Here is a 22,830-nt window from a genome sequence, read left to right as displayed (position 1 = left end):
GTTGTTATCTTCTTTTTCTAATTTTGGAACTTGGGAAAAGTAGTTATTATAATTATTTTCATTAGCTTTTTTGTTGTTTTAATTTTAATAACATTATCTTCAATTCGTGGTAAGGCGTTTAATTCAAAAGTATAAGTATCTGGGTTTACATTTTCGGTTTGAGTGTTATGAGTTTGATTGGGGCGTTTTAAATTAACTCTTAAAAGTCAAATTCTTTTTTCTTCTAAATCACCTTTGATTTCAAACCCCAAAGCAATCTCACTCTTTAAACTAGTTGATTTTTCAATATAATTTCCATTTTTATCTTTTTCAATTCCTAAAATTTCTTGTTCAAAATCATCAGATGGTTTTGCTATTGTTAAACTACCACTATAACCTTGAAAAGAATGTGAAATATAGTATGGTTTATTATCAGCATAAAAGGTATTAGTGTTTTCGCTAACATTTAAACTTAAATTTACTGCTCCTAATATTTTTTGTGGGGATTGCATATTCTGTTTTGTTTGTTGTTTGATTGTATTTTAATTTTGCATAATGAACATTTTATAGTCCAAATTCAATAATGTTGTTATTCATTTGTATTTTCTCCTTTTATCTTTTTAGCAACAAAAATATTTCATAAATTACGATATATAAATTTTGTTTGTATAAATAAAACTCTTGTGCCAATTGATAATTTATTTTTTTATTTATTAATTCATTTTCTAGTTTTTCAATTTCATTAAAATTAATTTCATTTTTAAAATTAAAGCAAATTTGGAATGTTTGTCTTATAAAATTATTAATATTATCTGATGAAAAAAGGTATTATCATTAATTCTATAAAAAGTTATATTATTTTCAATGTTTTTGAAATTATCTTCATTAAATTTAAAAAATGTATATTTAATTTTTTTATTTGGATAAAATTTTTTAATAATTCAATAATTAAATTAATATTCTGCTCTCTTTTATTATTAATAATCATATTAACTAATATTTTAAAATAGTTTCTATTTTTTTTAATATATTCATCAATATACTTATTATAAGCATTTCGTAAAAATGGGCGAGGATTAATTTTTTCATTATTTCAATGATTAATATATCCATATTCTAATAAGTGAATTATTTGATATTGTTTGGTGGCATAAATTACACCAATTATTTTATCTTTGGTTAATTTTATTTTAAAAACAAAATAATCTTTTAAATGTCTTCTTTTTGTTAAATGTTTATTGCTAATAGGGCAAGTAATTTTAATTTCTGCCAATATTTTTTCACCTACATTTTTAATTTCTTCTTTTATTTGTTCTTGGATATCATAAGTATATTGTTGGATTGAGTCTGCAACAAAATCAAATATATCAACTACTGAATTACTTTTTTTCATTTTTAACACCTTATGTTAAACTTAAAAATAGTTCTAAAAATCCACCTTGTCTTTCATAAGTTCTAATAATTTCATATTCTTGTCAATTATTTTGATATTTATAATCAATTAAAATAAATTTTTCATTATCATACATATATTTATCTATAAGTAATTTTATTTCTAATTTTATTCCCGCCATTCTAGCGGTGTAAAAATCATTAGCATAAATTGATTTAATATCACAAAATAATTGTTTTTTATTTTTAGTTATTTTTTTATGACTTAATGGATTTTCGTCATCTTCTTTATCAATTAGAAAAGCATAATCATTTAATAAAATTAAATTATCTTTCATTTTTATTTTTTTCTAGTTTTTTAATATCTTTTAATTTCTTTTTTTAATTCTGTGAGTTCTTTTTCCAATTGATATATAGTTGTTTGTGTATAATTAGAATATTTATACATTAATTAAGGTTCTTGGAAATTTACATAATAAGTATTTAATTTTCCAAAAGAAATGCAATTAGTTTTATTTGTTGTAGAAAATGTAGGATATGTGTCTGTTAAAATAACATCATAACCTAAGATTTTATTAGTGACTCCATCTGAACTTATATTGTGGTTTCAAATAGGGCGATCATTTTTATCTTTAATATTTTGAATAGTTCAGAATGTTTCGTTATTCATTACAAATTTAGCACCATTTGAATATCCTAATTTTAATGATTTAATCATTTCAATAATAGTATCGTAGTTTAATTCTTTAATTTTTACAATTTTAATCTTTGTATCTGATAATATTCCAGTTGGTTGACCTGTTCCAGTTCCGGTAGCAATTGATTGCTCGATTCCCTCTTTAATTTTGTTTGTAATCACTCTAATTACAAATGCTTCAAAATCTTCAATTGTCATAAATTTTGTAGTTTCTGAAAATTCAAGCAAAGTGGCAATAATGTGACCATCAAATTTAATACTTTCTAATCCTGTTTTTCCTTTTATTTCTTCACCCTCTGTGACAAATTTAGCAGCTGTTGAATTATTTTCATACGCAATATCTAATTTTCCTCGGTGTTCTAAAATAGTTACTTCATTAATTAAATTAGAAGTTAATTTAATTTAAGATATTTTTTCATATTGTTGTAGATACAAGCGGACTCGCATCTTCATTTCCAATTGGATTTGTTCCAACTTGTAAAAATTTTGTTTCTTGTGGCGTTAATTGTTGTCTTTGCATATTTTTTAATCATGCATTTTTATATTCTCTTGTATCTAAAATATCTTTTTGATTATAAATAGTTTTAATTTCCATTTGTTCTGCCCCCTTAATGTTTGTAAAATTGTGCTATTTCCGTTTTCAATATTTTTAATATTTTTTTCTAAATATTCATTTCTTATTTTTTGATTTTCTGTAATTTCTTCATTTAATTTTTTAATTGCAGTTAATAACTCTTTTTGTTCTTGTAATTCTTTATTAGCTAAATTATTTTTCTTTAATTCCATATTTTCTAATTGTTCTTTTTTTCTTCTAATTCATTGTTGGAATCAATAATTTTGTCATTTAATTCTTTTAAATTTACTTTTTCCATTTTTTTCTCCTTTGATATTTTTAATTTCTTGTATTTTACTCTGTGGATTTGTTCCTAATGGAACCAAAGAAATTTTGTCAACTTCAATTTGTTTTAAATAACGAACAACTTGGCCGTTTATTTCTGTTGGTTCTGATTTTAAAATACGATATCCTATACTTAACTGCATTGGTCTATTATCTTTTTGCATTTGTTTAGCAATTTCGTAAGTTTCTTTTCCATAATTAGTATTAGTATATATTTTAATTTTTGCCCATAATCCGTCTTTTCGGTTTTCTAAATCTGCAACACCCAAAATTTTTTCGTGATTATGAGATAAAAACACAGGCACAGTTTTACCATTTTTAAATCATTTTCAAAACTTTTGTAGTCAGTAATGTCATTGTGATAATCAACTACATCATATTTATTTGCTATTCCGATAATTTCGTTTGTACTAAATTTATCTTCTTTTATTTTTTTATATTAAAATCAATTTTTTTAGTAATTTTATTATTAATAATTTTATTGTTGTCCATTGTTTTCTCCATTTTTTTCATCATCTACTTTTCCGTAATTTCAATAAATTTTTGATATGCTGAAACAAGACAAGGATGACAACAAGTTATTAGTACTTTTTGCCCAGATTATCAAGCAGAATTAAAAACACTATTAGTAAAATTTTATAATTTTATTAGTAATATTTGATCAAAAGATATTGTTAAAGAATTTGTTAGAATATTAAGAATTAATAATAATGGTGGTCCAGTTGTTGGTTTTACATATCGAGAAGGGTTTAAACAAGCTATTGCTCTTGAACAAAACATTTTGCTTTGTAGTCATAAAGTAAACGTTAACTCTTGACGAAATGGTTGATGAAGTTCTGGTGAAATTTTTAATGTTATTTTTCATGAATTAGGGTATACCGTTGATATTAATTTTAGTCGTCAAGTTAATGTTATTAAAGAAATTAAAGTTTTTTTAACAATTAAAATTGAAAATGGACAAGACTTAACCCCAGAACAAATTTTAAATTTATTTCATTTAAGTAGCGACTCTTTTAATAATCTTGGTGATTTTGTTGCAGAAGGGTTTGTATATTGGTTTTTAGCAAGTGATGCTCTGAAAATAAAAGCATGGGAATTATGACATGAATTTTTAACATTATATTTACCAAAGTTAATAAAATAAGTTATATTTAATTTTAGATTTTCGCATTATTTTTTAAAATTAAGTATCTTTTAATTAAACATTAATTATATTACAATATACTATAATTATATTATTAAAATAAATTATTAATATTTAGTGAGGCAGAAAAATGAAGATACATCCCCTTGTAAAAGAAATTTTAATTACTACCGAAGAAATTGATGAAAAATGTTTTGAATTAGGACAACAAATTAGTCATTATTATCTTAATGAATATCCAGCAAAAGATAATACAATTTTATGCTTAGGATTATTAAAAGGGTGTATTCCTTTTATGGCAAAATTTATTGCTCATTTAGTTGGTGTTGAATGTGAAACTGAATATATGGTTGTTTCATCTTATTTTGGTGGTGTTAAGAGTAAAGATACTCCCCAAATTTTACTTGATTTACCAATGCCAATAACAAATCGAGATATTTTATTAGTCGAAGATATTATTGATAGTGGTAAAACAATTAAAATGATTAAAGACTATTTATATCTGAAAGGAGCACGTAGTGTGAAAGTTGTTACTTTATTAGATAAAAAAGCTGGTCGTAAAATCAATTTAGTTGCTGATTGATATGGGTTTGATGTTCCACCTGCTTTTTTAATTGGCTTTGGTTTAGATTATCAAGAACGTTTACGCAATTTGCCATATATTGCGATTGCTGATCAGGAAAAATTAGCAACATGAAAATGAGATATAAAGAAGTAATACACAATTAAATGATTTTAGTTATCATTGGAGGAATAAATGAAAAAAGTAACGACAAGAATGATTACAATTAATAGTATTATTATTGCAATTTTTTTATTGTTTGCGTTAGTTCCATCATTAGGATATATTACTGTTGGCCCAGTTAGTTTAACCTTAATGCATATTTTTTTTTTAATTGGAATGTATGCTTTATATATTACAATTAATTTAAATTTAATTTGAGTGGGTTTAATTTATGGTCTTATTTTTGGTTTATCTTCATTAATTCAAACACTAATTTCACCAGGTCCAACTAGTTTTATTTTTCTTAATCCATTGTTTTCTGTTGTGCCACGTGTTTTAATGGGACTTTGTGTTGGTATTTTAGCTTATTTTTTAACAAAAACTTCTGTTAAACTTGAAGCAAAAATTTATACTAATCAAATTATAGAATTGACTTGATACCAACGACATTATTTAAAAATTTATAATATTATCATTGCTTTTACTGCAGCTACTTTAAATACTATTTTTGTTTTAGTTTTTATGTATTTTATTGGTCCTTTAATTTATACTAACCCAGATCAACAACGTTTTTTTCACACTTTTACTTGAATTATTTTAGCAACTAATTATTTACCAGAAATGTTGCTAGCTGTTGCTATTTTCCCCCCTGTTGCATATGCATTAAAAAAACTTTATAATAATAGTTAATATATTGATTGCACATTCAATTTGAATTGCATTATTTAATAGAAAATTATAAAATTAAAAAAGAAAGAAGCGAAAAAACAGTGAAACAATCAACGGACCTTATTTTTATAAAAGTTATTTTATTTTTGTTATTATCTCCAATTTTATATTTTTGATATTTATTATTGTGACCATTAGCTTATTTTTTTACTCGCTTTCGTTCATCAACTGAATTTACCACGCAATTGCAAAATAATGATAATGAATGACTAAATATTATTGTAATTATTTTGTTATGAATTTTTTGTTCATTTATTATTGCATTTTTATTTTTATTTTATTCTTTAGCACAATACTTACGTGTTTATCAAACATTGCCTAATGCATTACGTGGTTTATTTGGGTTAGCATGAATCATTTTATTTTTCCAGAAAGTTTTAAAAATTAAATCTTAATTATAATGAAGTAAGATAAAATAGTGGTATAACAGAGAGGGTGAGATGGATGAAAAAGAACATTGCAACTTTAGGAGATTCACTAACTTTTGGTTACTTACCTATGGGAACTGGCAAAATGGCAGATGCAGATAATTGACCAGTAAAATTAGAAAATTTATTAACAAAATATTACCAAACAAGAGAAATTGAAATTCAAACTGATGCTCAGCCAGGACGAACAATTATTAAACCATTAATTGATTTTGGTTTTCCCCAAGATAATGGAATGGATAATTTATCAGTTTTATATCAAAAAGCACATCCAATTGATTTGTTTATGATTTTTTTAGGAACAAATGATTATTTTGGTTATGATGCTTATGCAAAATTAAAAGAAATTCCAGATTATCAAATTGAAACAAAGATTGTTGATTCATTAGGGGAATTGGTTAATAAAATGGAATTGTTGCATAAAGATAATAAGGAAAAAGTTAATTATCAAGTTTTAGTGGTGTGTCCACCAAAAGTATTAACTTTACATGATGGTGAGTTGTTGACATCATTACCAGATGCTTATCAAAAATATTTTGCAAAGTTAAATATTCCTGTTGTTAATTTACAATTAGCAGCAAATCCACACCCTGAAGATCAAAGTAAATATGATGGTATTCACTATACATCAATGGAAACAATGGCTGTTGCACAAGCTATTTTTGATGTTATTATTGCAGAAAATTTATTAAACTTAAATTAATTTTAGTAACAAGCAATTGTTAGAAAGGAATCAAACATAAATGATAATTGGTGTTTATGGTTATATTGGAGCAGGAAAAACAAGTTCCTGTGAATACTTACAAAATAAATATCATTTCACTTATTTAAACGCAGATAAAATTGCAAAAGAAATTATGCAAGATCCAACTGTTTTGTGTTTTTTAGAGCAAACTTTTCCTGGGATAATTATTGATGGTGTTCTTAACCGTGATTGTTTACGAACAATTATTTTTACTAATCCTGTTGCTAATAATAAGTTGAATAATTATTTATGGCCAAAAGTTAATCAACAAATTATCACAATTATTAATAATAACCCAAACCAAAATTTTTTAGTTGAAGCAATTGGTTTAAGCACATTAGCGCTTTCTTTTACTGCAAAAATATTTATTACTGCTAGTAAAGAAAACATTATTGCACGAATTAATGCTCGTGATCAACAACCATCAGACCAAACAGAACAGCTTTTAAAAATTCAAGAAACTTTTTTTAAACAGATAAAACCTGATTATAAAATAATTACTAACAAATCACTGCCAGAACTATATCAAAAATTAGATAAAATAATGGAAGAAATATTAGGAGATGATGAATAATGCATCGTTTTGTTGCCAACCAATTAGAAGAGAATTACTTTATTTTAGCTGAAGATGATGTTAAACAAATTAAACAAGTTTTACGGTTAAGAAATCAAACCCAAATTATTTGTATTTATAATGGTGAACATTATTTAACAACATTAGAAGTACAATCACCACAAAAGTACGCATTTAAATTAATTAAAAAATTAGAACAAAATCATGAAAGTCCAATTACAGTACGATTAATTGCAGGACTAATTCGAAATACAAAATGAGACTACTTATTACAAAAATCAACAGAATTAGGAGTTAATGAAATCATTCCCTTTCAGTTTAGTCGTTGTGTGGTACAATTAAAAGGTGAAAATAATTTTAAAAAGATTGAACGTTGAACAAAAATTTGTAAGGAAGCAACGGAACAATCTTATCGTAATCAAGTGCCATTGGTGAATGATGTTGAAAGTGATTTAAAAGTTTTACAAAAATATCAAAGTGATGTTAATCTTGTTTGTTATGAAAAAGTTGTAGAAACATTATCAATAAAACAGTTTTTACAACAAGATTTTAAAACAATTACAATTGTAATTGGCCCTGAAGGTGGATTTACTCCAAATGAAATTGCGGTTTTATCTTCATATCATTATTATCCTGTTTCATTAGGACAACGAATTTTACGGGCCGAAACCGCATCAGTTGCACTTTTAGCAATGATTATGTATGAAAAGGAATTATAGGAGAATGCAAAGATGACAAAAGTAGTATCGATTAAAGCACTAGTTAGTGTTGCAAATATAATATTATATACATCTTTAGTATTAATTTTTTTAATTTTAGGATTACAAAAATGAGACATTGCAGCAGTAACAGGGCACAAAATTGGTTATGTTTTAATTGGCTTTGCTATTATTATTTTTATTATTTATCATTTAGTTCGTATTCATGAGTTAAAAAAGACACCATTTCAATTATTGAGAAAACATATTATTTTTATGCAGTTTTTTTATATCGGTCAATATTTAATTTTTGCAATTAGTTTATTTTTTTTAATTTTAGCTAATACTAAGGTTTTAAATCCAGCCCAAATTTGTATTTTTTGATATGTATGGTTTCCTATGGTCTTTGTTGGGACAATTGCTTGTTCAGTATTAGAATCAATTGTTCGCGTTGAAGAACGAATTTTTATTGTTAAAAAAAATTGACAAGATTCAGAACAATGAGCAAAAGAACAGGAAAAAAATAATGCTGTTTTAACAAATGAGCAACAAACAAAAAAGAGCCGAAATCCTTTCTTTGATGATGATAAAAATAGTAATTAGTTTATAATTAAAAAAAGAGTAATTAATAATAACTGAGGATAAATATTTAAATGACAAACTTACTTTTAATCAAGTTTATGTGAAAATGGAAGCGAAACCAAATGCAAAATCAGTAAAAAATTCAGTAATGTGTGGTAATTTAGAAACAAAATCTTATGTTGATCTTCGACCAACTTTAAAAAAATGATTATCATCAACATCCCCAAAATTAACCGTTAAAAATCAAAATGAATTAGGCGCTGCGGCTACTAATGTTTTAGGTGGTCCTGCTTTTAAACAAATTAATTCGAATAGCCTTGGCTTAGAAGGAACATATGATGCACAACAAAAACGTTATATAGTTTCAGTTATAAGCCGTAAAAGTAACTTTTTTCAAGCAAGTGAAATTATTTTTAATGTTGATATGAATAACTAATTTACCAACAATTAACAAAAATTAAAGGTACATAGTGAGGTGCTTTTATGTTAAAGATTAGAACCATTGGTACAGGCAATATTGTTAGTGAATTTATTGATGCTTGTCGTGATGTACAAGGAGTTAAAATTACTTCCCTTTATTCACGTAGTTTAGAAAAAGCTAAATTTTTTGCTTCAAAAAATAATTTATTAGTCCATATTGTAGATAATTTTGAAGATATTTTAGATTATATCGATATTATTTATATTGCTTCACCAAATGGTTTACATTATCAACAAGCAAAGTATTTTTTGCAACAACAGAAGCATGTTTTAGTTGAAAAACCGGCAACTTTTTTTTGCACATGAATTAATTGAATTAAAACAAATAGCAGAAATTAATAATCTTTTTTAATGGAAGCTTTCAAGCCCTTACATTTACCAGCTTATCAAATTTTGCAAACAAATGTGAATAAAATTAAACCTTTTTTAGCTTGTTTTCATTGTAATCAGTATTCAAGCCGAATGAAAGAAGTCTTATTAGACCAATATAATTCTGTTTTTGATGAAACCTTAGGGAAAGGTTCTTTATATGATATGTTAATTTATCCCGTTGAATTAGCAGTTGCTTTATTTGGACCAGTCAAAGATGTTAAGGCAATGAGTCATAAGTTAAAGAATGGCGTTGATATTAATAATGTTGTTCTTTTACAACATAGTAATATAATTATAATTATCAATTGTTATATTACCAATTATAGTTAAAACATCTAATTTTGAATTAAATTTACAAAAAGAAATATTGCTATTAGATCTTTTGTTTCTTCCTATTACTATATATCATTTATCATTTTTAATGTTAATTTCTTTTTGTAAATTTTCATTTGATATATTAAGAATTAATTTTCAATTATCTACTTTCAATTTAACTCTTGGATAATGATTTTCTTTATAGCGGTCAATATTTTCCACAATTTCTTTCGATACATTAAACATCTTATATTTTACAGCAAAAGAATAAATAAAATCAGTTAAATCATTCAAAAAATTCTCTTTTTTAACATCATAAAATTTTTCAACCATATACCGATTTTTTAAACTATGTCATTGTCGATAATAATTCAAAAATATTTCATTAGGTTTATCATAAACAACTCCGGTTGAATAACTATCTTGTAAAAAATCTAAATACCATTTATCATTAAACAATAAATTTTTTGATGTTTTTAAAGTTGGATTAATAAAATAATTTGTTTCCGACCAATTTTCAAAAAAAATTACTGCGTAAAAACATTGTATTAATAAAATCAGTTTCATTAATACCTTTACCAGTAATATTGTCTTGTTTAAGCGTATAATGCTCCTCATTTAAGGGTCTAAACGCCGTTAAAGTAATAAATGGAATAACCAAACCCAAAAAAGTTAAAATAAATATGGCAAATAAAGATAACGATTTTTTCATAAACTTAACTCCTAACTATACAATGTTTTTGAAACAATAAACCCAACAATATATAAACTTGATATCGTTAACATTAACGGATGACTAAACAAAACTGCCATACTACCAAATAATCAAATCAACCAAGTATCAGAATTATATAAATCCATAATAATATTTTTTGCTGATGTAAATTGATTAATAATAACAGTAATAAAACCAGTACCAAATATCGCAATCGCCGCCACCAATAAAACTAATTTAATCATTACTTATGCACTCTCCTATATCATTGTTCTCTTGTTTTTGCTTGTTTTACTAAACTTGATAATTGTTTTTTATTACGATTAATTTTAAATTGTTTACGCTCTTTAATATGTTTTTGCATACCTTGTTTAGTATCAGAAACACCGCGTACAGTTGACGAATATACTTGTGAAACACCATTATTAACTGTTGAAAATAAATTATTATATTGTGTTGATGTGCCGTGAATTGCATAAATCGATAACTTAATAACCATAAAAAAGATTAAAAAATAAGCAATTGACGTATTTGTCATCGGTAATTTTGTATTTCAAATTACATCAAAAATAAACAAAAATATATCAAAAACAAAACTAAAAATCTTGTCTCAATTACTATTATTATTTTCAACTAATAAATTAATCATCTTTACTATTTCCTTTCTCTTTTTTAGGTTTTAAATTCTTTTTCAAAATATCAATATCAAATAACTCCAATCGTTCTTTAACACTTAACTTTGTAATTTCTGACCAATAATATTCTTTTTTATTAACAATTTCATCATTCTTTAAATCACGCACAAACTTTAACCATTGACTATCATGCTTATTAGCGAATTCAAGGGGAATAATTATTTTAAAAAACCGAATTCCTAACCCAATACCCGACTTATGTTTTGCTCTTTTACCTTCTGCTGTTCGTTCTACTGATTTTGTTTTTCAAATTTCATAATCCGTTATATCTTGGAAAATCCCAATTCGCATAATATAAAGAAACGATTAAAAAAATTAAACCTTTTTTAGCAACGGGTTTTTTCAATGAAATTGGAATAATAATCCCACTTGATAACTGGCGAATATTATTTCAAATCATACCCTCACGCTGAGCAGTAAACAACGCACGATGTCCAAAATGTCTCGCTAAAACAATTCACGGTATTTTACCACTATGAACTTTTTTCTCATCGTGAGGACTAGTTCCGTCAATATACAAATAACTTTCATCAAATAAAATAACACTATCATCTGGGGGAACCGGTTTTGTTCTATCGGTAAAATCTAAATTTTTAAATGTTAAAACTTTAACTTTATCATCTTCTAACGGATAATTACTATAAATTTCATCTGTCAATAATTTCATAGTTTGCGACAAATAAGTTAAAAGTAATGTTTTACCGGTCCCTAACTTCCCAATAATAACTGATAACGGATTATCTCAAACAAAATTTACTAACCGAAAAGCGTTTAACTGATAAAAAATATTTTTTCACAATCATAACACAAAATAAATACACTGCAAAGCAAATAATATTCAAAATACTAAACCAACACAATACAAAGAAATTATCCAAAGTAATAAATCAATTAAACTAAACAAAAGCATTGAACCACTAATATAACAATAGTTTTTAAAGAAAAATATAAATTTTTTCATTTTACCTCCAATAGTTATTTATAATTAAACTAGTATTATTATGGTTTTCTCTCCCCACAAATCAAAAAGAAATATTTTTTAGAACATTATTTATATTAATAATTACTGCATTCGTAATGAAAATATATATTATATTCAAAAAAAAATTTTAAAATTTTGTGGGGAGAGAAAACCATAAAAATAACAAAATTTAATTATTTAAAATAACTAACTATTTTAAAAACCATTCACAAGAAAAACCAAGTTAAAAACAAAATCACAACTCAAACACCAACCATCAAAGTTAAATATTCATTTTGCGTTAAATTCCACATTGTAATACTTTCAACATTCGTTTTATCGATAAACAAAAATATATGAATAAAAAACTCTTTTAATTTAATTCAATCATTTTGCATTTTTAAAAACTCCACATTTTTTGAATAAGTTTAAAAAAAATTCCAAAAAATAAAACAATAAATAACACAAACGATATAACATATAAAAAATCAGGGGCATTTGAACCAATAATATAACTAACAAATTGAACTCAATAATCATATAAACTCATTTAATTTAAGTCTTTCAAATCATTAATTAATTCTTGTTCTTTTTCAACACTTCAATTTGTTAAATTATTATTGTTATTATTTGCTTTTACTTTTTTAGGTTCACTTAAAAATAACGCTTTTTTCATTTTAGTAAAATAATTTTGTTTATATTGATTATATAAATTGATTAATTCTGTTCCAGTTAAATATTTTCAAATATTTCGCTTTAAATTTTCATCATATTTTATAATAGGATAAGAATAGGATAAGAATTATCATAAATCAAACCGATTGCTACTTGTTCCGAATGTTTTTCACTCGGATAAATAAACTTATTACTCAATCAAAAGCCAATATGACGATTATGATTGGGTAAATTAATAAAACTTGCTTTATCTGTTGTAAAAGGGATAAATTCCTTACTAATAAAATAATTTTCTACATTCTGATTTTCTGAACAAAATTACTCAATTTTATCATCTCCTCGTCTTACTGGCCTTAACATTGTGCCTTTTCCTAATACTCCATTATTAATAATTTCTAACGGTAATAATTGTTTCTTTAATACTGTAACTCTAAATTCCTTAACTTGTATTATATGACCTATAATCAATAATGATAAAAAGGAAACAGAAGCTATTAAACAGAAAAAGGAAATTAAAATATAAATAATATCTCCTACATTTAAAGAAAAAATTATAAAATCAATGCAAAAACCAGAACAAATGAAAATTAAAAAATAACAAAAACCAAAACACAAATTCAAAAAAATAAAATTTCTCTTTATTTTTTTATATTCCTTAGTTGTTTTAAATTTCATATCCATAATATAGTCTCCTAACTAAATATTTGTTTAATAAACAATGTTATAAATAATGTTTATATAATGTTTTTTAATTGTAATAAACACTGATTATTAACAATGTTATACATAATGCTAATATATTGTTTATTTAATGTTTAATAAACAATGTTAATAAACATTGTTAAATATATAAAATAATAAAAATTGGCACACTGAAAAAATACTATTTAATTTTTAACAATAGTTATTAAAATATAAAATCATAAATTTATAATTAAGTTGATATTATTATGGTTTTCTCTCTGTATAAATTATTTTAAATAGAAAGGAGAAATAAAATATCGAAGAAATAATAAATTCATTTTTCTACTTAATAAATTCATTTATAAAAAATATTATAAAAATTTTTGGTTCAAAACTGTTATTAATATTCTTATTTCTATTAAATCCTACTAAAAATAACCAAATGAGTAGTTAAATTTATTTAAAAATAAATTTGTAGACAGTGTATAGTGCAAAAATAAACAACAAAATTATTTATTCAATTCACATAAAAACTAGTGTGCCTTAGATAATAAATACTAAAATCCTTTAACCATAACACGGAAAAAGTTTAAGATTTTAATAATACAAAATATAGCAAATGGAATTAATATAATTCACGCTTCACCTAAGAAAACCATTATCTCAGGTAAAATATTTGTTATACCTTCTTTAACTTTTCATAATGCACTAGTCAAACCCGTTCAAATACCAGTCATACCCTCAGTCATAGTTTTAGGTGTAGGTGCTGTCAAAAAATTAAACGCTGTTGTTAAATACATACCTAACATTATTTATTACTCTCCTTTCTTTCAATTTCTTTTTTATCTTTTTTCTTTCCTCGAATTTGACGAATTTTTTGGTAAATTAATAAACCAAAATAAAGAAAAATTGCTAATACAATAACAACACTAAATATTGTCGTTAATCAAGTTAGCATATTACATCTCTTCTCTAAAAATATTGCGGCACGCTTCGCGTGTTTGCTACGCTCAAAATAAACTATATTGAATAAATTACCGCTAATAAATTACGCGGATAATTTATTCATTTTCTTTTACATTATTAATTACTATCTTATTTACAGTATTAATAACAATATCTTTCCCATACTTAACTACTAAGGACCGCAAAATAAAATAATGTTTCTTTTCAATAAAAAATCAACTCCTTTCAAAGTTGATTTGTTGCACTTCGATTACAAAATGCATTTTGAATAATTTAAGGTTTGTATTTATGGTAACATATGGTAAACAAAAACACAGCAGATTTTTGCTTTTCATAAAAAGTTATTTCACAAGTAGTTTAAATAATAATGCTGTGAACACCAAAAATATTATCTCGTAAAAATTTGACAAATGATTTTTTTGTCTGTTTTAGGTAAGTTCTAAACAGAAAGATAACCATTTATTAATTTATACTTTAAAATATGATATATTATAACCAAGAATTAACTATGAAAAATCCATATATTAATTAATCTTAAGGAAAGGAAAAAGGCCAAAGATGAAAAAAATTTTAGGATTTTTAGGAATTATTAATTTTATCGTTGCTAGTGCACCATTAACAATTGCTGCAAAATTAAATAATATTACAGAAGAATTTGAATTAAAAACACCAATTACTAAAGTAACAGCTTTTTATTGATGAAATTATGATGAAAATATACTTACTTGAACAAAAACATTACCAATAGAAACAAATTATAAATATTTTAGTATTATATTTTAGTATTATAGAGTTTAAAAACCGTCGTCAAAGCTGAGTTGAAGGACACAATAGTTCTAAATATTATCATATTAATTCACCTTTAATAAAAGGCAAAACCAATATTTTATTAATAAATAATACTCAATTTGAAACTAAAATAGCAGAAACTTATTATGAGTATGGTTACATTATAGCTGAATCTGAAGTAGCAAATTTAAAGTTAATTTTAAATTTAACATATTCTAATAATACTATTAAAGCAAAATTTACAGCTAAAGTTATTTTAACAAATCCAGATCTTTTTTGCTGAGTTAAAACTCAAGCAACATTTTATTTTAAGATTATAGTTTCTGAAAATCAATTATAAATAAAAAACAATTAACGATTTAAAAAATGTTACAAAATAAAATACAAAGAAAAAACTATAAACTATGTTTATAGTTCATCATCATAATAATTTTTATTATGATAGTTTTTATTAATAGTTATTTCTTGAAATGTTTGGTAAAATTTTGTTTTAATTTATTACAATAATTATATAAATACATACTACTAATTAGGATTCCTAAAATGGCAAAAAAAGCAATGAAGAATCAAACATATCCTGGAATCCCTAAAAAAGGAGTATGGATATTTAAAAAGAAATAAGGATATCATCGATTTTCAATAATTCCTGGTTCATTCCCTGGTCAAGTAAAATGATTACCAGAAAGACGACGTAATTCTCCTCTAATCATTGCATATGCGCAATATCCTAATAGGACAAGTAAATATTTTCAAAAGTTTTTTCTAAAAAATTGTTTTAAGTTAATTTCTTGTTTATTTTCCATAAAAAATAAGATGTAAATAACAAATGCAATCGGATTTGTTATATGGTCAATAACTGCTGTAATCCATCCTATTGGACTGCCTGGTAAAGGTTGTGTTGGCAATAATAAACAATTGTAAATAATAAAAGTAATTGTAATATAACAAGCTGCTGCTAATGCAACTGGGTATGATTGAATTTTATTTTTATTTTCTTGATGATGGCGAATCCCACTAATTAAGAATCAGAATAAGATTCCTAGATTTGATAAGCATGTAAAAGTTTTAAAAAAATCTAATGTGTATACGGTGTAATCGCCATTATAATGGTTTATAATATCATTTTGATTTAAAATCCCATTAATAAATGCTCATCCTAAAATAACAAGGCCAACAATTCCAAAAAATAGTTTATAAATTTGCTTTCAAGCTAATTTTATTTTTAAAATCATTGATAATTATTTCTTCTTGTTTTTTAGTTTTTGTAGTAATTTAATATCCTGCATTACTACTATAAATATTGTAGCATTGATTATTTTAAAAGTGATTTATCAAAGCAGAAAACTTTATGAAAGTAATGTTTTTGTTTAAAAAAGGTATACATTTTTATAAAAATTAGGTAAGATAATATAAACCTAAATTTATACAAGGTTTATTAGAAGAGGTGTAATTATGTCAAAAAAAGAACTAGCAGCGCAAATTGCCGAAAAATTTACTGATGTGTTATCAAAAACACATGCAGAAGAAATTACAAATTTTGTTTTTGATCATATTAAAAAAGCTTTAGTTGCTGGAAAAGAAGTCTCAATTGCAGGATTTGGGAAATTTGCTGTAACCGAAAGAGCAGCAAGAGATGGAAGAAATCCGTCAACAGGAGAAACAATTAAAATTCCAGCTTCTAAATCAGCTAAATTTAAAGCAGGTAAACAATTAAAAACTGATTTAAACAATAATTAACAATTACGAAAGATTTAATTGTTATGTTAAATAGTTTATTTAACAAAGGAAGTATTAATAAGTGGCCTTTTTTGTTAAGTCATTATAAATTAATAAATTTGTCAGAAGAACAGTTAGTATTAATTATGTTGATTATGAACTGTTCTTCTTCTGATAAAAGGTTTATCACGCCATTAGAAATTGCAAATCATTCTAACTTTAGTGAAGCCCAAGCAAAAAAGATGTTAGATCATTTGAAGCAAGCTGGCTTTATTGATATTAAAATGAAAAAAGATGTTTTAGAAATGGATTTATCACCAATTTTTAATAAGATTATTATTGCAATTGAAAACTTAGAATTAAATGTTGAAAAAAAGATTTTATTTGAACAAGTGAATCAAATTTTACATCAACCTTTAAATGAAGACGAAAAAGCAACTTTAAATACTTATTTAGAAAATAAAATTTCTGATTTTCAATTAACCTTAATTATTAATAATCATCAAAATGCAAAACTAACTTTTAAAGAATTGCTGAAGTTTATTGATAATTATCTTAAAAATAAACCAAAATCATTAACTAAATATAATTGATTAATTGATTAAGAATTGGTTCAAAATCAAGGAAATTAGGAAAAACTAAAAAAAGCTCATGGCCATTTTCAATAAAATATGAAAGTGGTATTTGTTTTGTTGGCATTAATTTTATTCATTCTGTTAATTTTTGATATGATAAAATAAAATAACGATTATAGGAATAAAAGTAAATAATAATAATAAAACTAATGCCATGATGATTATGAACTAATGCTAATTGTTGTAATTGATGTGTCTTAATATTGTTTAAATTAAATTTTTGTTTATTGGTTTCATTTGCTTCAAATTCAATATAATGACCTTGATAAAGTCCATAATAATCACACCCAGTTTTTGCTTTAAAATAACTTTTTGTGATTAAATGCTGGTATTTTTCAAGTGGAATAATATTTACTGGCCGTTTAAAAAAAGACTAGTATTATTATCAAAATATTTTTGAATAGTATAATTAAGTAAAGATTCTAGAAACATGCCACGATTATTGGGTAGATACATTTTGTTTCCTCCTTTAATAATTAATTATCAAAAAATGAACTTTGTTCCTTGTAAAAGAGGTGTAAAAAATGAAAACAATTAAATTACGAGCAACGGATATTATTAATAAGGAATTCCAAGTTGATTATCAAGGTTATGATCCAAATGAAGTTGATACATTCTTAGATATGGTTGCGACAGATTATCGCGTTTTTGAAGGAATTACGAATGACTTTAATAAAGAAATTAAGTATTTGCGTCAACAATTAAATGATTTGCAAGATAAAAATGATGTTTTAAGAGCTCAACTTGATGAAACAAAAGCCCAAAAAGCTCGTTTAGAAGAAGAAGGATTTTCAAAAGCGGATTTAATAAAACGGATTCATAACTTAGAAGGAAAAATAAATAACGATTAGATTTATTTAATTAATCTCTAAGATATAGTATAATAGATATGAGTTATAACAGAACTAGTTGCTATTAACTTCTTGTTAATAGAGGAAACTCCACGCTCGCACAATCTGTGATGATTGTAGTGTTTGTGCTAATTTAATTCATAAAATTAGGCATAAGGTTACTTATGACGGCTGAAAAAAATCCTACGTTATTATTAAATAATATGGAGTTTTTTCTATAAAAGTGCCACAGAAACGAGTTTTTAAAGAAATTTAAAAAATGGAACGGGTAAACCCCACAAGCGAGAAACCTAAATTTTGGTAAGGGAACTTCTTGTTTTGAAGCAGAAAAAACAAGGGGATCAATTTAATAATTGATAGATAAATAACTAGTATTTTATTTTAAGAAATAAAAACAGAACGTGGGTTATGATGTTGTAACTTTACTAATAAAAATAGATATTAATCTATTTTTATTTTTGTTTAGATAGTTATAATTTATTTTTATAAAAACTCATAATTTAAACTTGACTTTTTATAAAAATAAATTATAATTTTTATAAATAAGAAAGGAAAAAGATAATGAAAAAAAATACTACCGATTTTTTAACAGTACAAAAGGATAAGATTTGAACTCGGATTAAAAAATCAGTTTTTCATAAGGAATTATATAATCAAAGATCAATTACGTTTAAAATTGCTGCTTCTGCGATTTTTTTAGCTATGGCTGTTGGATTAAGTTTACTAGAGGTTTTTAGTGTTCCGACCCCTTGAGGGGCAACGTTTGGTTTACGATTTTTTGATACTTTAGTAATTATTTATTCAATTGCAATTGTTGGATTAGGATTTGCTTTATTAGAAGGAATTGCATTATCCTGAATTCATAATTTAATTGATGGGCATCATACTTGACTTGAAATGGCATTCTTTATGATTTCTAATATCTTAGTTGTGTTTGTAACTTGATTTGTTTATTATATTTTATTTAATGCTTGTCATAAAATTACGGTTCCAGAAAATGTCGAAGACCATACTATTCATGAATATCATCATGTTAAAAAAGCACATGATCATCATCATAAAATTGCTAATATTAAATGAGGAAAAAAAATCTTGGCATTTGTTATTATAGTACCAATATGTGCTTTAATTGAAGCAATTTCATTTTTAATTGTTGCAAAAATTTTAGTAAATATCGGTCATACGCATCCTGGTGTTGACCATGCGCATGCTCTAAACGATAGTTTGAATGTGTTAGTTCCGACAGGGAATATAACAAGTAATCAAATTGATTGATCTAACCAAATTACTGTTGCGCATGCTGGGCATGATCATGACCACGATAATAGTGGTATGGCATCTATTTTTGAGTCATGACAACATACTTTAATTTTTATCGGAATTTTCTTTGGAATTTTTACGGCTAAGTATATTGTAAATGCGACTTTATTTTTGTTACTAGAGCAACGGACAAGACAATTAGTTGATCGATATGGAATATATGTATAAAAAACTTTTTTAAAATTTTAAAAAAGTTTTATTTTTTTTTGATATAATACATTGATAAGAGAGCAAATAATTAGGCTCGCATTTTTTAAGAAATGAGGTGAGGTTATGGGGAAAATTAAAGAATTAATTGATATTAATAAAATTGAAAAGAATTTAGATTATAATGAATTACATAAAAAAAATCAAGCTCGTAAGCAAGAAACGCCATTAGAAATGATGAAAAGAATCAAGACACCTCGAATTGGTTTTTTTAAGTTAGTTGCAATTTATTATCGTCGTTATTTATTACGTTCGTTTACAATTTTATGAGCGTTAGTATTAAGTTCGACTTCAATTGTCATAATGACTTTTTTAATTAACCAATTAATGAGTGAAATTTTATATGAATTTGGTGATGATCCAACTTCAGTAACAACAGGATTACGATGATATATATGATTAATTATCATTGGTGTGGACTTATTAATTGCCGTAATTACAACAAATATTCGTGAACGAGTAGGTGGCATGCTAGGGCGGAATATTGAAATCGATGTCCGTAATGCGGTATTAAATAACTTAGTTAATTTAAACATAGGTTATTATTCTGATAAAAAAATTGGAGAAACAATGACTAAATTAATTAATGATACACAAGTTATTGGGGATGAATCACAGCTAACCCCAGCTAACTTAATCAGTATCCCAATTATATTTATTGGTAGTGCAGTTTCATTATTAAATATTGATTGAAAATTAGCATTGATTTGTTTAGGCTCAACATCATTATTTATGGTTGCTGTTGCAGTAACTTTTCGTTCACAAGCATCAGAAACAGAAAATGTTCGTGCAAAAATTACAGATGTTAATGGAGATGTGACCGATCGAATTGCATCAATCGCCCTAATTAAAGCAACCGGAACAGAAGAATATGAACGTGTTCGTTTTGAACAAATTCACAAAGAATATTACCGTGTTAATCGTCGTTTAAATCGTATTCAAGCATGAATGACAACAATTATTATTTTATGTGCATTAAGTTTAACAGTGATTGTTGTCTTAGCAAGTATCATTTTATATGGTAATAAAGGCGCAGAACATACTAATCGTATTATGAAAATTTTACCAGCCTTTATTACAGGTGTTAATACTTTGGCATTTCCAATTTGAACATTAACTGGATTAGTTCCAGGATTAGCACGTGCAACAGCTTCAACAAAACGAATTATTCAATTAATTCGTGTTGATACAACAATTGAACCAAATCGTAATGTTCCAGAGGTAAAAGAAGTTAAAGGAGATATTATTTTAAAAGATATTGTTTTTGAATATCCTGAAAAACCAGGTGTTATTATTTTTCCTAAAACAACAGTGACTTTTGAAAAAGGAAAAAGTTATGCCTTTGTTGGAGAAACTGGAAGTGGTAAATCAACAATTTCAAAATTATTATTACGTTTCTATGATCCAACTAGTGGGGAAGTTGTTGTTAATAACACTAATTTAAAAAAATTAAACTTAGCAAGTTATTTAACACATGTTGGTTATGTTGAGCAAGAACCAAAAATTTTATTTGGGGATGTTATTTATAATGTAAAATATGGAATGTTTAATGCAACAGATGAAGAAGTAGTTGAAGCTTGTAAAAAAGCGAACTTACATGATTTAGTAATGGGTTGAAAAGATGGTTATAATACTATTTTAGGAGAACGAGGGTTTATGCTATCAGGTGGTCAAAAACAACGGCTAGTTATTGCCCGAATGATTTTAAAAAATCCACAAGTTTTAATTTTAGATGAAGCAACAAGTGCTTTAGATAATATTGTGGAAAAAGAAATTCAAGCTGAATTAGAAAAAATTATGGTTGGTAAAACAACTATTTCAATTGCGCACAGATTAAGTACAATTAAAAATGTTGATCAAATTTTTGTCTTAGGAAAAGGGCAAGGAATTATTCAAAATGGTAAGTACGATGAGTTAATTGCGATTGATGGTCCATTCCGTGACCTTCATCGTGCTGGTAACCAGGGCAAATAAAAAAGTGTTTATTGAATTAGTCAAGAAAAGTAGACTAATAAAAAATGACTAAAGGTTTAGGTTCCTGTGTTCAACAGGACTTAGACCTTTTAATTTTGATTGTGGTCTAAAATTATTATAAAAATAAATATACTTAGGTAAATTACTTATAATTCATTTTGTAGTTCTTTTTTTTCTTGAAATTTAATTTAAAAATTCACTTTTCATTGTACCAAATCATGATTCAGTATGGACATTATCATATGGATTACTATCTATATACTATATGAGCTTTTAAAGATAAATTATAGATTTTATTAATTATTAAAGTTAACATTTTATAACCATAAATTTTATTAAATTTCAAAAATGATATTTTAATTAATTTAGCTAATTTTGAATCTCACTTATTAAATTTTTGCATACCATTGTTAAATCACTTATAAATATCCTGATTTAGAAATATTTAAAATATGAGTTAAATATTTAATCGTGTATTTTTTCTTCAAGGACCAAACCGCTCAAAATTTCATTTTCTTCGATTTGGTTAAATACTTTTTTATATCTTGTATCATTTCTATATATTTAATTAGTTCCTCTTTACTCATACTATTAAAATCAATAGTTTTAGGTCGTCCTAGTCTGTGAATTCCTTTTGACTGAGGACCCTTTCCAGTAATTAAATTATTTTCATTTGTGATTTTAATTCATCTGCGTAAAGTTTTCTTTGCAATAGTAAATTTTTTTATTGTATTCATATACCCATTTTTATGATAATATTTAATAATTTTTATTTTTTCTTCTTTTGTGTATCATTTTCCCATAATAAAAGAACATCTCCTAATAAAATATTACACTCTTTTTAAGAGTTTACTTTATTATAGGATTTACGAAAATATGAGAAGA

35 protein-coding genes, 1 other RNA gene and 3 pseudogenes are annotated in these 22,830 nt (G+C 25.0%); 18 read left to right on the top strand and 21 right to left on the bottom strand.

What is annotated here, in order from left to right:
• Positions 1–17: 17 nt before the first annotated feature.
• The 6 genes from SCITRI_RS07295 to SCITRI_RS07270 form a co-directional block, all read right to left on the bottom strand.
• Entirely contained in the window at positions 18–491 is a 474-nt protein-coding gene (locus SCITRI_RS07295; RefSeq protein WP_071937799.1) for a major tail protein, read from the bottom strand.
• A 338-nt stretch (positions 492–829) separates the two neighbouring features.
• Complete coding sequence (locus tag SCITRI_RS07290) at positions 830–1,372, bottom strand: HK97 gp10 family phage protein (RefSeq protein ID WP_071937798.1); 543 nt, start codon at positions 1,370–1,372, stop codon at positions 830–832.
• 10 nt (positions 1,373–1,382) lie between these two features.
• Positions 1,383–1,709, bottom strand: a complete 327-nt coding sequence (locus SCITRI_RS07285) for a hypothetical protein (RefSeq protein WP_071937797.1) — start codon at positions 1,707–1,709, stop codon at positions 1,383–1,385.
• A gap of 113 nt (positions 1,710–1,822) precedes the next feature.
• A complete protein-coding gene (locus SCITRI_RS07280; protein ID WP_257785704.1) occupies positions 1,823–2,449 on the bottom strand; it encodes a phage major capsid protein in 627 nt (208 codons plus the stop codon).
• Positions 2,450–2,465: 16 nt separating this feature from the next.
• Positions 2,466–2,663: a hypothetical protein gene (locus SCITRI_RS07275; RefSeq protein WP_071937795.1), complete on the bottom strand. Its 198-nt coding sequence runs from the start codon at positions 2,661–2,663 to the stop codon at positions 2,466–2,468.
• A complete protein-coding gene (locus SCITRI_RS07270; RefSeq protein ID WP_071937794.1) occupies positions 2,624–3,271 on the bottom strand; it encodes an HK97 family phage prohead protease in 648 nt (215 codons plus the stop codon). Before SCITRI_RS07270 ends, SCITRI_RS07275 begins: the two co-directional genes overlap by 40 nt.
• 176 nt (positions 3,272–3,447) lie before the next feature.
• On the opposite strand from SCITRI_RS07270, the gene SCITRI_RS07265 reads away from it, so the two are divergent.
• The 11 genes from SCITRI_RS07265 to SCITRI_RS11670 all read left to right on the top strand — a co-directional run bounded on the left by SCITRI_RS07265 (position 3,448) and on the right by SCITRI_RS11670 (position 9,772).
• The gene (locus SCITRI_RS07265; RefSeq protein ID WP_071937793.1) at positions 3,448–4,110 is read left to right on the top strand and encodes a hypothetical protein; all 663 of its coding nucleotides are present in this window, start codon (positions 3,448–3,450) and stop codon (positions 4,108–4,110) included.
• A gap of 130 nt (positions 4,111–4,240) precedes the next feature.
• Positions 4,241–4,828 (top strand): hypoxanthine phosphoribosyltransferase, encoded by a 588-nt coding sequence (hpt, locus tag SCITRI_RS07260; RefSeq protein ID WP_071937792.1) that lies wholly within the window; start codon positions 4,241–4,243, stop codon positions 4,826–4,828.
• Positions 4,829–4,867: 39 nt separating this feature from the next.
• On the top strand, positions 4,868–5,524 hold the full coding sequence (locus SCITRI_RS07255; RefSeq protein ID WP_071937791.1) for an ECF transporter S component: 657 nt from the start codon (positions 4,868–4,870) through the stop codon (positions 5,522–5,524).
• A gap of 80 nt (positions 5,525–5,604) precedes the next feature.
• The gene (locus SCITRI_RS07250; RefSeq protein WP_071938065.1) at positions 5,605–5,958 is read left to right on the top strand and encodes a hypothetical protein; all 354 of its coding nucleotides are present in this window, start codon (positions 5,605–5,607) and stop codon (positions 5,956–5,958) included.
• Positions 5,959–6,007: 49 nt separating this feature from the next.
• The gene (locus SCITRI_RS07245; protein ID WP_071937790.1) at positions 6,008–6,694 is read left to right on the top strand and encodes a GDSL-type esterase/lipase family protein; all 687 of its coding nucleotides are present in this window, start codon (positions 6,008–6,010) and stop codon (positions 6,692–6,694) included.
• A 40-nt stretch (positions 6,695–6,734) separates the two neighbouring features.
• Positions 6,735–7,310, top strand: coding sequence for a dephospho-CoA kinase (gene coaE / locus SCITRI_RS07240; RefSeq protein WP_071937789.1), 576 nt, complete (start codon positions 6,735–6,737; stop codon positions 7,308–7,310).
• Positions 7,310–8,029, top strand: a complete 720-nt coding sequence (locus SCITRI_RS07235; RefSeq protein ID WP_071937788.1) for an RsmE family RNA methyltransferase — start codon at positions 7,310–7,312, stop codon at positions 8,027–8,029. The genes coaE and SCITRI_RS07235 overlap by 1 nt, the downstream gene beginning before the upstream one ends.
• Before the next feature lie 12 nt (positions 8,030–8,041).
• Positions 8,042–8,611, top strand: a complete 570-nt coding sequence (locus SCITRI_RS07230) for a hypothetical protein (protein ID WP_071937787.1) — start codon at positions 8,042–8,044, stop codon at positions 8,609–8,611.
• 85 nt (positions 8,612–8,696) lie between these two features.
• On the top strand, positions 8,697–9,026 hold the full coding sequence (locus SCITRI_RS07225; RefSeq protein ID WP_237237895.1) for a hypothetical protein: 330 nt from the start codon (positions 8,697–8,699) through the stop codon (positions 9,024–9,026).
• Between the two features lie 47 nt (positions 9,027–9,073).
• Positions 9,074–9,409 (top strand): Gfo/Idh/MocA family oxidoreductase, encoded by a 336-nt coding sequence (locus SCITRI_RS11675; protein WP_237237894.1) that lies wholly within the window; start codon positions 9,074–9,076, stop codon positions 9,407–9,409.
• 12 nt (positions 9,410–9,421) lie between these two features.
• On the top strand, positions 9,422–9,772 hold the full coding sequence (locus SCITRI_RS11670) for a Gfo/Idh/MocA family protein (RefSeq protein ID WP_237237893.1): 351 nt from the start codon (positions 9,422–9,424) through the stop codon (positions 9,770–9,772).
• 15 nt (positions 9,773–9,787) lie between these two features.
• On the opposite strand, the pseudogene SCITRI_RS10825 reads toward SCITRI_RS11670, so the two are convergent.
• The 10 genes and pseudogenes from SCITRI_RS10825 to SCITRI_RS10285 all read right to left on the bottom strand — a co-directional run.
• Positions 9,788–10,469 (bottom strand): annotated as a pseudogene (locus SCITRI_RS10825) (spiroplasma phage ORF1-like family protein); the annotation flags it as partial.
• A gap of 11 nt (positions 10,470–10,480) precedes the next feature.
• Positions 10,481–10,717: a hypothetical protein gene (locus SCITRI_RS07205; RefSeq protein WP_071937784.1), complete on the bottom strand. Its 237-nt coding sequence runs from the start codon at positions 10,715–10,717 to the stop codon at positions 10,481–10,483.
• Positions 10,717–11,121, bottom strand: coding sequence for a hypothetical protein (locus SCITRI_RS07200; RefSeq protein WP_071937783.1), 405 nt, complete (start codon positions 11,119–11,121; stop codon positions 10,717–10,719). Before SCITRI_RS07200 ends, SCITRI_RS07205 begins: the two co-directional genes overlap by 1 nt.
• Positions 11,114–12,128 (bottom strand): annotated as a pseudogene (locus SCITRI_RS07195) (hypothetical protein). Before SCITRI_RS07195 ends, SCITRI_RS07200 begins: the two are co-directional and overlap by 8 nt.
• 194 nt (positions 12,129–12,322) lie before the next feature.
• A complete protein-coding gene (locus tag SCITRI_RS07190; protein ID WP_071937782.1) occupies positions 12,323–12,526 on the bottom strand; it encodes a DUF2649 family protein in 204 nt (67 codons plus the stop codon).
• A 152-nt stretch (positions 12,527–12,678) separates the two neighbouring features.
• A pseudogene (locus tag SCITRI_RS07185) lies at positions 12,679–13,085 on the bottom strand (DUF3627 domain-containing protein).
• Between the two features lie 36 nt (positions 13,086–13,121).
• Entirely contained in the window at positions 13,122–13,484 is a 363-nt protein-coding gene (locus tag SCITRI_RS07180; protein ID WP_071937781.1) for a hypothetical protein, read from the bottom strand.
• Between the two features lie 560 nt (positions 13,485–14,044).
• Complete coding sequence (locus SCITRI_RS07175; RefSeq protein ID WP_071937632.1) at positions 14,045–14,296, bottom strand: hypothetical protein; 252 nt, start codon at positions 14,294–14,296, stop codon at positions 14,045–14,047.
• Positions 14,296–14,445: a hypothetical protein gene (locus SCITRI_RS07170; protein WP_071937780.1), complete on the bottom strand. Its 150-nt coding sequence runs from the start codon at positions 14,443–14,445 to the stop codon at positions 14,296–14,298. Before SCITRI_RS07170 ends, SCITRI_RS07175 begins: the two co-directional genes overlap by 1 nt.
• Positions 14,446–14,548: 103 nt before the next feature.
• Positions 14,549–14,698, bottom strand: coding sequence for a hypothetical protein (locus SCITRI_RS10285; RefSeq protein ID WP_155522142.1), 150 nt, complete (start codon positions 14,696–14,698; stop codon positions 14,549–14,551).
• Positions 14,699–15,011: 313 nt separating this feature from the next.
• Between SCITRI_RS10285 and SCITRI_RS11660 the strand changes: the two genes are divergently transcribed.
• On the top strand, positions 15,012–15,236 hold the full coding sequence (locus SCITRI_RS11660; protein WP_237237890.1) for a hypothetical protein: 225 nt from the start codon (positions 15,012–15,014) through the stop codon (positions 15,234–15,236).
• A 464-nt stretch (positions 15,237–15,700) separates the two neighbouring features.
• Here SCITRI_RS11660 and SCITRI_RS07160 read toward each other — a convergent pair whose 3' ends face one another.
• Positions 15,701–16,474: a Pr6Pr family membrane protein gene (locus SCITRI_RS07160; protein WP_237237889.1), complete on the bottom strand. Its 774-nt coding sequence runs from the start codon at positions 16,472–16,474 to the stop codon at positions 15,701–15,703.
• Positions 16,475–16,694: 220 nt separating this feature from the next.
• Between SCITRI_RS07160 and SCITRI_RS07155 the strand changes: the two genes are divergently transcribed.
• Together SCITRI_RS07155 and SCITRI_RS07150 are read left to right on the top strand one after the other, a co-directional pair.
• Positions 16,695–16,979 carry an HU family DNA-binding protein gene (locus tag SCITRI_RS07155; protein WP_004027657.1) on the top strand — a complete coding sequence of 95 codons (285 nt, stop codon included), beginning with the start codon at positions 16,695–16,697 and terminating at the stop codon, positions 16,977–16,979.
• A 71-nt stretch (positions 16,980–17,050) separates the two neighbouring features.
• The gene (locus SCITRI_RS07150) at positions 17,051–17,563 is read left to right on the top strand and encodes a DnaD family protein (protein ID WP_237237888.1); all 513 of its coding nucleotides are present in this window, start codon (positions 17,051–17,053) and stop codon (positions 17,561–17,563) included.
• Here SCITRI_RS07150 and SCITRI_RS07145 read toward each other — a convergent pair.
• Entirely contained in the window at positions 17,538–17,912 is a 375-nt protein-coding gene (locus tag SCITRI_RS07145) for a Holliday junction resolvase RecU (protein ID WP_237238229.1), read from the bottom strand. The two genes, SCITRI_RS07150 and SCITRI_RS07145, sit on opposite strands and share 26 nt — an antisense overlap.
• A gap of 32 nt (positions 17,913–17,944) precedes the next feature.
• Complete coding sequence (locus tag SCITRI_RS11655) at positions 17,945–18,049, bottom strand: Holliday junction resolvase RecU (protein WP_237237887.1); 105 nt, start codon at positions 18,047–18,049, stop codon at positions 17,945–17,947.
• 68 nt (positions 18,050–18,117) lie between these two features.
• On the opposite strand from SCITRI_RS11655, the gene SCITRI_RS07140 reads away from it, so the two are divergent.
• From SCITRI_RS07140 to SCITRI_RS07125, 4 genes are all read left to right on the top strand, one after another.
• Positions 18,118–18,444 (top strand): DivIVA domain-containing protein, encoded by a 327-nt coding sequence (locus tag SCITRI_RS07140; protein ID WP_004027654.1) that lies wholly within the window; start codon positions 18,118–18,120, stop codon positions 18,442–18,444.
• Between the two features lie 46 nt (positions 18,445–18,490).
• Positions 18,491–18,858, top strand: an RNA gene (gene rnpB, locus SCITRI_RS07135) — RNase P RNA component class B.
• Positions 18,859–19,005: 147 nt separating this feature from the next.
• Positions 19,006–19,932, top strand: coding sequence for a hypothetical protein (locus SCITRI_RS07130; protein WP_071937778.1), 927 nt, complete (start codon positions 19,006–19,008; stop codon positions 19,930–19,932).
• Between the two features lie 105 nt (positions 19,933–20,037).
• Positions 20,038–21,945: an ABC transporter ATP-binding protein gene (locus tag SCITRI_RS07125; protein ID WP_071937777.1), complete on the top strand. Its 1,908-nt coding sequence runs from the start codon at positions 20,038–20,040 to the stop codon at positions 21,943–21,945.
• A 48-nt stretch (positions 21,946–21,993) separates the two neighbouring features.
• Here SCITRI_RS07125 and SCITRI_RS11650 read toward each other — a convergent pair whose 3' ends face one another.
• A complete protein-coding gene (locus SCITRI_RS11650; RefSeq protein ID WP_237238227.1) occupies positions 21,994–22,074 on the bottom strand; it encodes an IS3 family transposase in 81 nt (26 codons plus the stop codon).
• Positions 22,075–22,364: 290 nt separating this feature from the next.
• Positions 22,365–22,748, bottom strand: a complete 384-nt coding sequence (locus SCITRI_RS11645) for a hypothetical protein (protein ID WP_237237886.1) — start codon at positions 22,746–22,748, stop codon at positions 22,365–22,367.
• Between the last annotated feature and the right edge of the window lie 82 nt (positions 22,749–22,830).

This window comes from Spiroplasma citri, assembly GCF_001886855.1.
Classification (GTDB): Bacteria; Bacillota_I; Bacilli_A; order Mycoplasmatales; family Mycoplasmataceae; genus Spiroplasma; species Spiroplasma citri.
The sequence above is the reverse complement of the archived record's forward strand: the minus strand, read 5'-3'. Positions and strand labels throughout refer to the sequence as shown.